General features: G+C 50.9%; 8 protein-coding genes. 3 read left to right on the top strand and 5 right to left on the bottom strand.

What is annotated here, in order from left to right; genetic code table 11:
* Positions 1-314: 314 nt before the first annotated feature.
* The 5 genes from KJ970_00040 to KJ970_00020 all read right to left on the bottom strand — a co-directional run bounded on the left by KJ970_00040 (position 315) and on the right by KJ970_00020 (position 11,093).
* Positions 315-881: a hypothetical protein gene (locus KJ970_00040; GenBank protein MBU2689290.1), complete on the bottom strand. Its 567-nt coding sequence runs from the start codon at positions 879-881 to the stop codon at positions 315-317.
* Between the two features lie 197 nt (positions 882-1,078).
* Entirely contained in the window at positions 1,079-4,390 is a 3,312-nt protein-coding gene (locus KJ970_00035; protein MBU2689289.1) for an apolipoprotein A1/A4/E family protein, read from the bottom strand.
* 92 nt (positions 4,391-4,482) lie between these two features.
* Positions 4,483-7,812 (bottom strand): hypothetical protein, encoded by a 3,330-nt coding sequence (locus KJ970_00030; GenBank protein MBU2689288.1) that lies wholly within the window; start codon positions 7,810-7,812, stop codon positions 4,483-4,485.
* Positions 7,813-7,830: 18 nt separating this feature from the next.
* Entirely contained in the window at positions 7,831-9,381 is a 1,551-nt protein-coding gene (locus KJ970_00025) for a hypothetical protein (protein MBU2689287.1), read from the bottom strand.
* Between the two features lie 497 nt (positions 9,382-9,878).
* Entirely contained in the window at positions 9,879-11,093 is a 1,215-nt protein-coding gene (locus tag KJ970_00020; protein ID MBU2689286.1) for a hypothetical protein, read from the bottom strand.
* Positions 11,094-12,439: 1,346 nt separating this feature from the next.
* Between KJ970_00020 and KJ970_00015 the strand changes: the two genes are divergently transcribed.
* The 3 genes from KJ970_00015 (at position 12,440) to KJ970_00005 (ending at position 14,562) form a co-directional block, all read left to right on the top strand.
* Complete coding sequence (locus tag KJ970_00015) at positions 12,440-13,138, top strand: formylglycine-generating enzyme family protein (protein ID MBU2689285.1); 699 nt, start codon at positions 12,440-12,442, stop codon at positions 13,136-13,138.
* A gap of 19 nt (positions 13,139-13,157) precedes the next feature.
* Complete coding sequence (locus KJ970_00010; GenBank protein MBU2689284.1) at positions 13,158-13,796, top strand: hypothetical protein; 639 nt, start codon at positions 13,158-13,160, stop codon at positions 13,794-13,796.
* Between the two features lie 409 nt (positions 13,797-14,205).
* Positions 14,206-14,562 carry a hypothetical protein gene (locus KJ970_00005; GenBank protein MBU2689283.1) on the top strand — a complete coding sequence of 119 codons (357 nt, stop codon included), beginning with the start codon at positions 14,206-14,208 and terminating at the stop codon, positions 14,560-14,562.
* Positions 14,563-14,678: the final 116 nt, after the last annotated feature.

The following is a 14,678-nucleotide window of genomic DNA, read 5'->3' as shown; positions in this document are numbered from 1 at the left end:
TGTGGTGTGGATCCGAAAGCGTACTTGAGGAAGGCTCTCTATGAAGCGATTAAGAATCCCGGCACCATAATTCTTCCGTCAGATCTCTTGTAATTCCTTGTGAATCATCAGGTAACCGAAGAATTTCCCAAATTCGGCTTGTGGGGCTGGGCGATATCTTACTGAAGAAGGAGAAAACCCCCTCCGGACGCTTAAATCAAGCTCCGCGAGGGGGTTATTTCTACAATTCCTGAGGGGCGCCCATCCCGGCCATCAGCTTCCTTGATCCAAAACCCCGACTTGAACCCTCAGATTCCATGCTCACGCTCAAAATATTACTTTCTTTCAGAGAGCATCCGAAGCAGCAACGGCAAGACCAATCCCGCAATCCACCCAAGAGTAAGACCAACCAACGCTCCCAAGATATAGGAAGCCCCTTCTATACCAAAACCATCCTGAACACCTAATCGATTGGCTAACAGAAAGATTCTGGGGCCTCCCTCGATGAAGCCGAGTGCGGTGATCAGGATAATTGCTACAATCCTAATCTTCCAGAAGAGGAGGGCCGCTACCAATCCCCCGGCCGCAATCCTAACAAAGTACCAGGAAAGTGACCGAACTGCTTCTCCTACTCCTCTGTCTATTTTTCTGGATGACGTACTACTCTCCTCAATCTCTCCGTGTAGCATATCTCCGGTTGCAATCGCCCTTGCTTCTCCCCCATCCACCCTTAGCTCTATGAACCCCGGAACATTCTCCTCACCAAGGATAAACACACCAACTGCGCTGCTCAGGATCTCATCCCCAGCCGATGGAAGGATCCGACAGATTGCCCTTGTCTTTCCCCCAATACTGACCGCTCCTCTGACATGTCCGACTCGCTCCCCCTTATAGGTAATCATCGTGCCCTCCTGAATTGCCTCCACCTTCACATCCCACCTAATTTCGAAGTCGATTTTCCTTATCCTCGTACAATGAATGTTCGAAAGAAGGAACCAGCAGCTTATGGCGAGCAGGAGGATCCGTTTGCAAGAAGTTACGAATCGGAATCGTTTCCGGAGCCTTGATTCATTGGTTAATAGCCAAGATGAACTCACACTCATAGTTGTGTCGTCGTGACGTGCATCTTGGTCCTGACCGCCCACGGCTGGTCTACTGTCTGTCGAGTGAGCCAGGCAGGCGTACACGCGATAATTTCCGCTCTCTCCGGGGGATTCTCGACCAATAGGTTATATGCACGAGCAAAGTTACCTCTGTCAAATGGACCGAGAGGTAGAAAGATGTGGCAGGAGACATCTGAGGCATATACTGCCAAAAGAAACTGATGACTCTGCGTGTCAGACAAACGGCACTCCTTGCAGTCAATGCTGGTACCGTTATGTTTCTCTACGTTGCCTGAATGGAGTGTGACAGATTGCGCGTCCAGCCTTAGATGCACTATTTCTATTCTCAGGTCTTTCGCTTTTGTGCTTATGACCTTCTCCCAAGACTGCAAACCGCATAAAAGTCGCCAGACATATCCCTTATGAGAAGTCTCGGCCATTTCCTTTGGATTCAATGCGTTGTAACTCTCAGCTAGACGTTCATTGAGTAGACTCAGCACCTCTGGTGCCAACGTCGTCGTCGCCATCTTTGACATAGAGGAGTCCGGCCGCTTCTCCTGCACATCCCGTACCTCTTGCACGATTCCAGCGGATTGCGCCCCATGGCCCCCCTCGAACGCTCGGCTCGACCCCGTCAACTGAGAGCTGCTTTCGAGGCTAGCTAAAACTCTTCCCAAGGACTCTCGTAACTCCTCCACCGCTCTTTGTTCAAGGGCCGTAAATCGTTGGCTCAATTCCCTGGCGTAGCCTTCCCCAAGGGCCTCTTTCACAGCTTGCTCGATTCCTTGCTCTACCTTGTCAAGTCGCCTCGCGATACGTTCCTCAACATGCATCATCGTACTCTCATTGGTTTTCGCGGCAATACCCTCCCGGAGTTGCTCGAACCGATCCATCAATCTCTGGGACACCCCGCCAACCGTTCTCTGGTTTTCCTCAAAAAGCAACTCGATACGATTCAAAGTTGATTCAACCCGAGTAAGCCTTGTATGCAATGCACTGAGTACACTATCCAGATCATCCCTAACCTGTCTAACCTTCTCAGGTTTTGGCTCCTTTTCCCCCACCGACACTCGTAACAGCGTCTCCTCTTTCACTGCGCTGTGGTCTTCTTTCATCCCAGCAGAAAGCACACGAATATGCCCCCGCCTCACTACCTCGAAACGTTCTCTCGCTTCATCCACGCAGCGCAAGAGGCACGGAGTTTCAATTCGATTAAATCTGAATGGAACGCATACGTCGGCCAAACCCTCGAACATATTCTGCAATATGATTGGTGAATGCTCAAGCTTTCCATGAAACGGGTGGTATGGTATTGCGTAGTATGTGTTTGACTCTCTTTGCTTGAGGAATATCCATTCACCTTCATCTTTCTCATCTCTGATAAACTGAAACGGCCTACGTTCGAGACTCTCAAGATTCTCTGCTATATCCCCGAGCTTACGGAACTCCACTTTCACACTACTAGCGACCAGTTCTTTCTTGAGAACCTTGAGAGTTGGATCTGGAGACGAGGTCCACCAATTGTTCACAACATGTAGAAGTCTAATGATGGATCGATCAACTAAAGTAGCAGGCCCTGGGAGTCTAGGTGATGGCTCCTGTTGCTCTATCGAGCGGACTCCATCCTCCCTTCTGTCATCTAGCTTTCCCAACCGGAACCTCTCTTCTGGCGGAGATATAGCCATACAACTCTTCGTAGTTTGTTCCCCAATGCACTCCAAATGGATTTCTACATGTCCAATCTCTTGTTGATTAGATTTGAGAAGCTGAAATGTGACCGTCTCTCGAAAGGGTTGTGTTGTTTCAGGTCGGATGAATATCCAGACATCCTCCTGACGTCTGGACACCTTGAACAGATTCTTGCTTTTTTGCCCAACCGCCTCCCCTCTCCTAACAGCGAGATCAATCCATGTTTCGGCACGAAGCATAAACACCTTTACATTGGATTTATCCTTGGCTTTCAACCTAAGGTGAACTGTTTGATCCGCACGAAGTTGGCACGTCAACAGCCTCCTGCTGCAAGAGAAGGGAATCCGGATTACGCCATCGCGATTTGTAAGGTGCTCATTCCACATCACTTGCGGATGCCTCCCGCTCCATCGCCGAATGAACCATATGAAAACTACAAGTCCTAGAAAGCCTGCCACCCCGCCACGAACAAAGCCCAATCCCTTAAGGAACCTATGTCCGATCGACGGCTTCTCGGCGTTGGCTGAAGAAATGCTGAAATCGTACTCGTACGTCCTGGCTAATGCACCGGATTGGACCAGTCTCAGTCTGACTATCTCCGTCTCGTGCGGCTCCCGAAGCCAATTGTCAGCTAGACTAAGTTCACCTCTCTCAACTTTTGCGTCGCCTTTGTACTTCCACTCGGGCCTCCCATCTACATTCCCCGACGCTACATAAACGGTAAAGTCGCCATCTTGTTGATGATCTCCCGGCAGGACAATTCGATTTCCACAAACCTCCTTGCTATTCCAGGTGAGATTAGAGAGCTTCGCCTTCTCGACTGTTCCTATCTCTATCTCACTGTCAAATGTATGGCACCTCCACTGACCCGAATTGGTTTTTGTCCAGACCTCCAATCGCTCAATCAAGGTTCTGGTCTTCTCATCTCGCTCGAAAGGGACCATCACCCATGCACTACCATTCACTGTCACCACCTCTAACCAACCGCTTTTAACTCGTGCCCCCTGACCATGCTCTCTTACCAAGACGACGACGTCTCCCCCATCTACGGGGCAAATATCACGTCCAAGTTCTACCTGCAGGCTATCGCTCGGTCTTCTTGGGTAGGATCTAATGACTACTCTTGCAATTTTTTGTCTTGAGCAAAGAACAGATTCCCCAAGCCTCTGTTCCCAAATCTCGTTGCTTTCGTTCGAGAATCTACTCAAATCACAGCCAAGTTCATACTGTCGATCATCCTCTCCCGAAAGCATCATTGAGAGATTCGTAATCCTTAGTTTGCGATTACCGCGGAAATAGGGTTGAAGAGTTTCTAGCACACCATTCGTGTATCTGTACGGCACTTTGCATATGCCGACCCATCCATCCCCTCCCTCTATGGAACCTTCACTATCCTTGAGCTCTGCCTGTGGCCTGATCGTTGCCCATCCAGCTCGCGCGACGTCGTCGAACACATCCTCGATTCTGATTTTCAGCCAGCCACTCGTGCTATGTATTGTTGTCTTACCCTGCCTTGGATGATCCTCAATAGTGATTTTTTCCGGATCCACCGATCTCGCTTCGACAGAAAGCGGTATGTCATTATAGGTCAGTATAGTGCAGAGAATAAAAGCGAACATATTCATACGCCAGTGGCGTTGGTGTGCCACTGGGGAACTTAAACTAGCGTACCATTTCTTCATGATAAGAGCTTTTCGGTTACGAAAATACGTCATCCTTTCATGAAACGATCCTCATATTCCTTAAGAAGAAAGCCCAGCTCGTATCCAAACACGGGTTGAGTCTTCATATGCTCAATGGTCCTGGGTGCCATGGCTTCCACAACCGAAGCCCTGGTCTTAACCCTAATCGTGTGTTCGATCTCAGCTGTTGAAAGGGAAGAGCCAAGCAACTCATGCAATCGCTCATCAAGACCGAGTTGGTCAATAAATTCAGTAGCGAGGGACATGAATCCAGCAATATAACAACTTTCGAGGTTTTGGGGTATCTGATACTCGAGAAGCTCAGCTGGAGTAATCTCTCTATCCCATTGTATAACCTCACCATGACCATCGACCCAACCTACTTCACATAGGATTGCCCTTATCTCTAACGCATCACAACCCTCGGTCAGCTTCCATGAATTGGGTTCGCCTTGTAGCTCTCGGGCGAGGAGACCCGTCGCAACTTCCATCTTCGGACCCAGGCCATGCTCCTTTCCACATCCTGGGCCATAGAGTTTCAATAATACATCTCCTCGAACCTCATCACTCACCGCGATTCCCTTCCTAAGAGCGTGACTGAGTATCTCTTGAACTAATTCAGGGTTTCCGAGCCAGTTGAAAAGAAGAGAGCCAAGTCCACCGAAGTAGACATGAGTTTCCTTCAAATCATTCTCCTTAATGTACTTCCTTGCGTGCAACCCTGTGTAGAAGGCAAGACCCATTCCGTATAAATAGATCAGGCTTCGAGCTGTCTTCCACGGGTCCTCGGCTTTGCATTGCCCCCCTCCGGTGACTTCTGCCCCTACCAAGTTCATATCCCGCAACCTTACATCCTCCCCTCTTTGCCGACTCCGCATCCTAGAAGTCAGAAGCAGATTGCAGAGTGTCAGGCTCTTTTCTCTGCTGCGAAATGCATCGACAAGCGCGGGTATTGGCGTACGTGGGACCACAATCTCCAACAGCTTCTCCGAGAACGAAGGCTTACTCTTGATCATGGGACCAAGAATGTCATTTCCAGCCAGCTTCATCGAGCTTCCTCCAAGAAGCCTGCCCTCAGTCCAAAATCCAAAATCGGCCGAGCCACCACCGATATCGATGGCAATTGACAAAGCCCGGGCGGTAACCGGAAGGATATTGCTATACTCGATGCCGAGACAGCGGGCTAGGGCTGCAGATTCAGAAACGCCAACTACTTCGCCTACTTCCATTCCCTTAGGCAAACGTTTTCTTGTGGCCTCCCAGAAGTCCTTCATTGATTGTCGAGCTTGAACGCTCAGAGAAAGAGGATAAGACCATCGGATCTTAAGTGTTGCAACTCCCATATATTTCGCTTCAGCTAGAATTTGCAGTCGCAGAGATTCCAAATAGCCCCTTAGCTCCTTATCACTATATGATTGACCACCAGTACCCCACTTGATTTTTGTTATGATCCCGCCAGGCTTCTGAGATACAATATATGTTTCCGCGCCGTGGAGCACTGCGCCAACATCTTCACTGCCCCGGTGGTCGGCCCCAACCAATCTTGCCCTTGTCCGTCCAGCAAGCGTGGCGAATGGAGGTCGAACCCTCTCCATTGGGAAGAACCAAGTAAGCTCCCGAGCTAACAATTGCGCAGTTTTGGTCAGCATCAAGGTCCGGCCCCCAAGTTCAACATCAACAACCCGAAGACTCTCATCTCGCGCCATAACCGCAGTGTTTGACGTTCCAAAGTCAACGCCGATTGTTAAGTTTCGTCCGGCTTCAGTCATCTTCGGGTGCTTAATGCTATCCCGTAAAATTAGACCGGCCTCAATCATGCTGGAGTCCCCTTGATCTTTTGCAAGCAGCTCGAAGCCCAAGGGAGTATCAGGAGTGATCCAAGTGAAAAGGCCTTCTTCCCTGGCTGGAGAGCACTCCAATGTCTGATATCCCTTCTTCGAGTCCTGAACGACTGCTCTTGCGGCTACCGATGCCGAGCCCACGTTGTTCAGAAACAGACGGTACTCCTCCCAATCAGGGTCCTCAAAGTCAGGCCAAATTGCTAGGGCAGGAACAGTCTCTACCCCAAGTAGTTCTTTGCCTCTCTCGTATTTCCTCTTAACATCTATCGAACCACCAACTCGGAGAGGCAGTCTCAGGGTTGCTAGAACCACGTCTTCTCCAACCTCCTGTACGCGAATGTCCAGCTCTTTGACCTCATCGTAGGTATAATAGTCGAATATGGAACACGTCAGAGGCAGAGAGTACTTTCTATTCACGCCAAAGGCAGACCCAGACGACTCAAGCTGAAGAAGCCTTCTTGGTAAAAGGTGGCGCTCTGGAACTAAGTAGTGTTCATTGATCCTGACTCCCGTTCTTGTAACGAATTCACTTCCGCTCGCTTCGGTCAAGGAATCGAAATCGATCTCGTCTGCAAACACTGGACCCAACACTCGCCTTCCACTAAGATCATCTGCTTGAGAGAGAACGATCGCCTGTCGTTTATCAGGGTTGGTCGCCAACCATAGGCCACCCGGCATTCTGATCTCCCTCACCTCAAGAGGTGCCAGGAAATTCCGATGGGGCGCGGCAACCACAATCGCGTCGGACTTCCGTATTGTTAATTGCCTGATATCGGAAAGGACCTGTTCTCCACGAAAGCCTTGAAGATAGTCATCGAGATCTGTCTTCCAGTGTGCTAGTTCCCTTCTCAGGAATCCGGTCTGCTCCTTCAAATGAGGTTGCATGTCCCAGCCGTGCGCATCCAGTACAAGCGAAACCCACCGGTGAACTAGAGCAAGCTCAATGAAGCCATCCTCTTTCATCTTGTAGTAGTGCATTGGATCAGCAAACTTCCCAGTCTGAGTATCTCTCCATGGTATGCGCGCCGGGCATCGGTAATCTGCAGGCGTATAGACAATCGTCCAAGGAGAGGTCGCTCCTATGAGGTCTCCTTCACAGTACAACAGCCACCACTTTGACCAATCCTTCGATATCTTTGGCAATTGGTTTCTGAGGATAGTCATGAGGTGAAAGTTTGTTTCTTTCTGTCCAGTATCTTCAAGCTTAAACTCTTTTGCCTCTAAGACTATATTCATCAGTTGGCCCAAGGCGAACATTGCAAGTAAACCCCTCCATTCAGACACCGTTGCGGAATGAACAGGGCTGTCCTTATCTCTCAAGCCGTAGTAGAACTGAATCGGTTGCGCAAAAGCGGAAGGAACGCTGTGTGCTAATCTGAGGTCCTCAAGCCTACCCTCCAAATGGATTGCTTGAGCATAATCAGTCAAAAAGCTTTCATGGCCATTCCAAACGCCCTCCGCAGGAGGCGTCAGATTCTGGTTATCCGGATCAATCCCACTAAGAAAGAAACGTTGCATAACTCACTCCGTCCTCTTCTACTTTTCCTTAGGGTCAATATATCTCTGTGCCGCTCTCAAGAGTAACGACACATATGCTCCAACCCCATCCTGAAATCCCGCTCCCTTCTTTGAAGAAACCTTGACCATCGCATCAAAGAACCGGTCAATGGCGTAGGGATCTTTTTCGGCACCTCGATTGTCATAGAAGAGGTCTGCTAGATACCCAAGCCTCAGATTTCTCCTTGCTTCATCACTTGGACCCTCCATAAAAGTATCCCTACGAAGGAGCTTCGTCTCACGTTCACGATGAAGATCAATCCACCAGGGGAAATAGAAACTCTTCAGATACGATTCGTACTTGTTCAAATCCGCACGATTCTTCGAGTCTGTCAGCCAGTCTTTCTTCAGGGCAAACTTGTCTAAATACCACGGGATACAGTAGGGGCGGTCATCCAGTACGGATTCTTCATCGAGCAAATCCCGGAAATAGGCTAGATGAGTAAAACTCGCAAGGAAGAAACACCTAATTGCGTGTTCGATGCGCTTGCGCCCAGAGGGTCTCATCGGCAAATCTGTCCAGCGCACCTCGTTCGGCTGGTCTATGGCCTCTCCTTGGGCAGGCCCGCAATAGTGACATAGCTTCCTGATCTTAGGGTCATCAAAGTATTCTAGAGAAGCCAGCGCCGCCATAAGTTCAACCGGATGCGCCGGGTTCTTTTGTTGAGACCCTCCAGAAGCACGACGCACTCGGCGGTTCTCGCTGTTACCAATCCAGTACATACCCTCGAAATCCCAATCTTGATTCGACTTCAAATGCTCATAGAACCTCACTGCGGCTTTAGTCTTGACTAAAAAGCGCTCGGAACGGGCTGAGATTCTCTCTTCCCTCGATTCCTCCTGATCAACATTACCTGATACGAATTCGAAGTAAGGAACTAGCGCGACAACAGCGATCTTAAGACGCTCTGCGTTTATTTCAGGGATAGTCTTAAGGAAACGCACCAGTGGGTGAATCGAGGATGCGCCTGTGCCCCCGAACACGGAGCCGATAATCAGAACCCTCGAACCTTCTGGATGGTTAAGATCACTCTTGATACGGGCAGTGAGAGCAGGCCAAGGTTCTTCATCTTGCTTGGTGGAGAGCAAAGACATTGCTGCAGCCCCTATCGCCGGGCGTCCAAGAAACCCATGATCAAGACCAGTCGTTAGTTCCTCTTCCGTGAACAAAAGCCTCGCGACGTCCGCATCCGTGCCCCGAAGGTTGTTAAAGTTGAGTATGTCCCCTAGAGTCTTACCAGCCGGGACCGGTGACCACACTCGCAGGCCTCCCCCACGCTCTTTCTCTCCGTATAATAGATCAAACTTCGTATGAAACAGCCCAAGGGCAGTATCCGATCTCTCAACTGCTTTCTGAGTTTCCAGATAGGCCGCAAGTAGTCCGGAAGTGTGGGTGCCATTTCCGTTTGATTTATCTGGATCAACGATAAATACCCGCATCTCGTCCGGCCCCAGACCAGATGCGCATAGATGGATAATCGACTCAAGAACACGCGAGCCAGAGCCTCCCGCACAGATTATCGTGTTCATCAATTCGCTTCCTCAGTTAGATGACGATAGCACTCTGCGGCCACGGTGCCTGTACACTAGCCACAGTGGCCGATACTTGAACTTAGCAGGAGTGATTCCCAAGACAGGAAGTGTGAGAAGAGTATAAGAAAGCATAAAAGTTAGGAGCCCCGCCCACAAACCCGCCACGATTCCATACCCAATTACAATAACACTTGCTCCGAAATAGTCAGTATAGTAGTAGCAGAACAATATCCCGATAAGCATGATGGGTATCCCTGACAGCCAGAGCCACAACAGAGGTCGATAGGGCTGAAAGAGTTCTAACGGTCTATCGTTCGAGATCTTGAGCCTCCTTGCTGACCTCCAATAAAACATAAGGATTACCACGCTTATTAAAATAACCGCTCCGAGGATCCAGCCCGCAATCATATCTTTGAACCCAAGCCACTGACGGTAGGGAATAGTAGGGTCTGGAGGCAACCCTAGCCAAAACAGTACAATTCTACCCATTGCTTCTAACTCCTCGTCAAGAAGATTACTTGATCGTGAAATCTCAGCTCATCCAGAACGGAATTCTGCATCGCTCGAATCAAGAGCTCCAGATAGAGCGTTCGCGAGAGCTCTGATCTTTCTCGATCATCTCGTGTGCTCCATGAGCTCACCCACTCTGGAAATCGCAGGTTGCCCTCTCCCGGCCTGAATGAGATTAGAAACGCATCCCAAGTGTTTCGCTCAAGAGAAGGAAAGTCGTATGCGAGGATTGCGACTCCTTTCTCCAGGCTGTCTACAACCGTCATTTGGTCGATCCTGACGGAGCGTTTTGCGTCCCAAATACCCTCTCTAGCATATCGAGTGTGCCAACACCTGCAATCGAGAGCGTCTAGTGACCAGATCTTTAGATCACCACCAAATCTCATTTGTAGGCAAAGCCTTGACTTCTCTTGATTGGAGGCGTTTAGGTGTACGAAGGTACCCGTGTATCTACTGTAGCCTGACTCATCAACACTCCACTCAGGCACATCGAAAATCCGGATTTCGTTCTCTCTGTTCTCATAGCAGTCGTAGGGCTTTACATTTTCTACAAGGACTGGATAATCTCTTGGATTGTAACGAAGGGAAACCTCCAGGGAATCTAACGTCGTGCGACTGAATCTCTCCAGCATTTCGGTCGAATTCGCCACGATCAAAAGAAAGAAGGGTCTACCGCTATGCTTGTCTTCTAATCGAAGGTCGACATTATCAATGCGCCCCTTCGGGGGTGTCTCGATGAAGTACGTTCCTATGAATTCGGACCTAAAACCAAGGAGTAGCGTCTCTTCGCACTTATGTAGTATTGCATTTAGTGCTGTGACGGTAGAGTATTCATCTTCATTAATCATCGAAACAACCAAGTCGCTCACCACGACAGAAATAGAAGTCCTGCTAGAGTCTTCTGCGATACTCTCCAGCAATGAAGGAAGATCTGTGCTTGCTCCTGAGTAGAAAAGGGGATTCTTGATTCGGTCCCAGCTGAAAGGTGTAATCAACTCAGTTCTCTCCGAAAAGGAGAAAGGTCTAAGGTCGTAGTCCGCTGTGGTAACTTGATCAAGTACTTGCCTGAGGACCCGTAAGTAACTTGATGTGTCAACAGCGGCGAAGCCCCGCATGGACTCTGACACGTCCAAATAGAGATCAATTGCGATTGTCCCTCCCCCCCCATCCTCAGAACGTGGTAACAATTCACCACTCAATCCCAGCACCTCAAGGGCGCCGAAAGTGTCTGGGGGAGACAGCGCTGGTTTGCACCCTTGAGCAACAAGGAGAAATACGACGATTAGCAGAAGCAAACGCACACCAGTCGAGCGCAACTTGACAAACCTGGAGTCGCCCCACTCACTTAGGAGACAAAACCAATCAATACTCTCCTGAACAGGTCCCAGCCTTACGTTATCACGATCTTTACAGTGTAATTCAAAATCAGCTCCGTGGGATCGGGTCTCGAATTGGAAGGACCCTCTGAGTCTTGCAAGGCATCGGCAGTGGATCTCGTGAAGCTCAACCGGAACTTGCACGTTCGGACAACGAGCGTTTGAAGACGATGGCAATATCTTACCTCCACAATCGTTGGATTCTGATGGTTTTCAAACCGTCCTCCAAGGGGACCAACTGCGAAGATCCTGGCCTTGTGCCAGATAGTATTCGTTGCAAAAGTTGTTATTAACTGCTAGTCAGGACTTTTAAATATCTTGGATTTTCATTGTAAAAAAGACTATATGACTTGATGGATAGGTTGACAAGTCCCTTTTCCCTACGGATTAAGATTTGGCCGCAACAACCTGCTGGGTCTGGTTCATCCTCCATGGGAATTGAAGATCTCTTGTCCAAATAGTCGAGCTAAGTGCAGTCTTTCCAATGGCTTTGAGGCGATGCTTGGCACCCCTACATCAGGTTTTAGGTGTAATATGATATGCGACACTAAAAATTCCCGGATGCCTGAGTTGGTCTCGCTGCTCTCGCACCTCCCGATTCTCCGCGAGAATCCGATACATTGTCCGCGGCGAACACAAATACTCCCCACGGCAGAGAAGCGTCGCATACACTTCCAAAGGAGCCCGATCCGGACCCAGACTTCGTCTTCCGCTGGAATCTGCGACCAGATTGCACTTTACTGCCTTGTCAGTTCCGGACAGAATGACACTCGAGAGCACCACAGCTCTCTGCTCCCATTTCGCACGCGTTGGGCGAGACCAGCCTAGAAAGCACTTTGGTCGAGATGCAATGCTTCGGACGAACCAAGAGCTCGAACTTCCGGAAGCGTTGCCCAAATCTTACGAGGCTCCTTTTCTGCTGGCAGCACGTATGGCAGCCGTTGTCACTCGTTGTTGCCACTTCGGCGTTTGGAGGCACACTGGCGGAGCTTAGCGGCTACACTCTACGGGACTTTTGGAGGTCGTCGGACCCGCCCTCAGCATGGAATCGCACACCCGCTTCCCCGCCGGCCCGAGTCGACACTCTCCTCGCAAACGCTGATGGTCTCCAGCTTGTGGGACGCAACCGCTTGGAAAGTGCGCCTGGGGATTCCGCAGTGAGGCTTCCGATGGGCGTGCCCGAGACTGTTCCCATTCCGGCCGGGCCTTTTCTGATGGGTGACGACGAAGTAAGGGACGCGAGCCCCGCCAGGAGCATCTACCTAGATGCGTTCTACATCGGTCGATTCGAGGTGACCAACGCCCAGTACGACATCTTCCTGGACGCGAATCCGGACCACGATCCGCCCGCGTACCGACACCACGAGGGGTACGACGACCCGAGCCAACCCGTGGTCGGAGTCAGCTGGTACGATGCTAAGGCCTATTGCGCCTGGCTCACCCGAGTTACGGGTCACTACTACCGGCTTCCCACGGAGGCGGAGTGGGAGAAGGCTGCTAGGGGACCCGATGGGCGAACGTTTCCCTGGACTGGAGGTGAGGTCGACTTGCATCGGGCCAACTTCGGTCAGCCGCACGGGAGACCGAAGCGGGTCGGAGAGCACCCCGCCGGGGGCAATCCGGAGTACGAGATGATGGACGTCGCAGGGAACGTGGCGGAATGGTGTGAAGACTGGTTCGCGGAGGACTACTATGAACACGGTCCGCCGAGGAACCCACTGGGCTCCTGGCAGGGAACGAGAAAAGTGGTTCGCGGAGGGTCCTGGCAGGACAAGCAAGAGATGGTCCGGTGTGCGTTCCGGTCGCACTACCCTCCCGACACGCGCAGAGATACCATCGGGTTTCGAATTGCACAATCGCCCGATTAGGGCGAAAGGAGGTTTGACCATGCATTTTCTGACGCGTTCCTTGGCGTTCCTCGCTTTACTGCTCACCGTCATCCTACCTGCGGCAGACCCTGCACTCGCTCAGTCCGCCGGGAAGCCGGAGCTATTCGATGTGTGGTCCGAGGCGGTCGCTTCCGGGTGGATGGGGGATGGGGAGTTCGGCGAGAAGCACGTTCGACTGTTCGAAGCCTGGAAGGAAGCACCTCACTCCGATTCCATCTGCATCAAGGTGACTTACGAACCCGGCCCCAAGAAGTGGGCCGGCATCTATTGGCAGAATGAGCCGGACAACTGGGGTGACGAGCCGGGCTGGGACTTGGCCGCTGCTGGCTACACCAGGATTACGTTCTGGGCCAAGGGCGAGAACGGCGGTGAGGTCGTCGAGTTCAAAGCCGGCGGGATCGCCGCTCCAGGCAAGAAACACAAGGACTCGTTCGAAGTGACGGCACGCCCACGGAAGATCATGCTGACGAACGAGTGGAAACAGCATACAATCAGTCTGGACCAGCAGAACCTCTCGAGCGTGATAGGAGTCTTCTGTTGGGTTGCCAACGCGACGTCGAATCCCGCTGGCATCACTTTCTACCTGGATGACATCTCCTATGAGCGGGAGACGCAGGAGTCGGAAGATTCTCCCTAGGCAGTCGTAGACGTCGGAACTTGGTCGCGTGCTGGCCAGGAGGCGCTGCATCACCGACCCCGACGACATGTGGGCGCTGCGCAGGTTGACTGCCGCCTTCACTTTTCACATGTGGAAATGCGAACTCCGGAGTCAACGAATCTAGTGTCATGTCAAGTCTCTAATGTCGGATAAAGTCGCTTGAGTTTCGTGCGTGCATTCTGTGCCGTGAATTGCCAATTAACTTTGGCATTCAAATTGTTGCGGTGACTCTGCCAAGCCGCGACCTCGGTTGTTACCTCTGAGATGTTGTCAATGCGGCGGCTGAGACATTGTTTGATCATGACGTTCAATTGTAAGATGTCGCCCTACCCCGTCTAGTCACGCTTTTTAATATCTGTCATCTTGGTCCTTCAAGAGGAGGAGCCAAATGACAGCTCAAGAAACGGAAATCAAAACTCTGATTCAAGGCGTTCGTGAAGGGAAAGCCCGAACGGCAGTCCGATATTCATCGGATAAACGCGAAGCGATCGCGGCATTTATCAAAGAGGAAATGAAAACCGGGCGGACACTTTCTGCCATTTGTCTGTCCCTGAATCTTTCGACGAGTACGATTCAGCACTGGATCAAACGTCAGCCTGATGATAACGGTCATCTCCGCCCCGTGATTATTGGTGAAGATGGCTTGTGTCGTTCTTCTGTACCGGTTCTCATCTCCCCACGCGGCTATCGCATCGAAGGCTTGGATGTCGATTCTTTGGTTCGGCTATTGGAGTTCCTTGGATGATTGGCAGCACACGAAAGGTGGTCGTTTATGCCTACACGGAGCCGGCTGATCTTCGAAAGGGATATGACGGCCTCAGCGCCTTGGTGACCCAAGGGCTCAAGAGAGATCCGCTCTCG

The organism is Candidatus Eisenbacteria bacterium (genome assembly GCA_018831195.1).
GTDB lineage: Bacteria > Eisenbacteria > RBG-16-71-46 > CAIMUX01 > JAHJDP01 > JAHJDP01.
Note: the sequence above shows the minus strand (reverse complement) of the source record. Positions and strands in the feature narration are given on the sequence as shown.

What these genes read in the sequence shown, in the direction of transcription:
- KJ970_00040 (MBU2689290.1), bottom strand. Translation starts at nt 881, where the DNA reads ATGATTACCTATAAGGGGGAGCGAGTCGGACATGTCAGAGGAGCGGTC.
- KJ970_00035 (MBU2689289.1), bottom strand. Translation starts at nt 4,390, where the DNA reads ATGTTCGCTTTTATTCTCTGCACTATACTGACCTATAATGACATACCG.
- KJ970_00030 (MBU2689288.1), bottom strand. Translation starts at nt 7,812, where the DNA reads ATGCAACGTTTCTTTCTTAGTGGGATTGATCCGGATAACCAGAATCTG.
- KJ970_00025 (MBU2689287.1), bottom strand. Translation starts at nt 9,381, where the DNA reads ATGAACACGATAATCTGTGCGGGAGGCTCTGGCTCGCGTGTTCTTGAG.
- KJ970_00015 (MBU2689285.1), top strand. Translation starts at nt 12,440, where the DNA reads ATGGGCGTGCCCGAGACTGTTCCCATTCCGGCCGGGCCTTTTCTGATG.
- KJ970_00010 (MBU2689284.1), top strand. Translation starts at nt 13,158, where the DNA reads ATGCATTTTCTGACGCGTTCCTTGGCGTTCCTCGCTTTACTGCTCACC.
- KJ970_00005 (MBU2689283.1), top strand. Translation starts at nt 14,206, where the DNA reads ATGACAGCTCAAGAAACGGAAATCAAAACTCTGATTCAAGGCGTTCGT.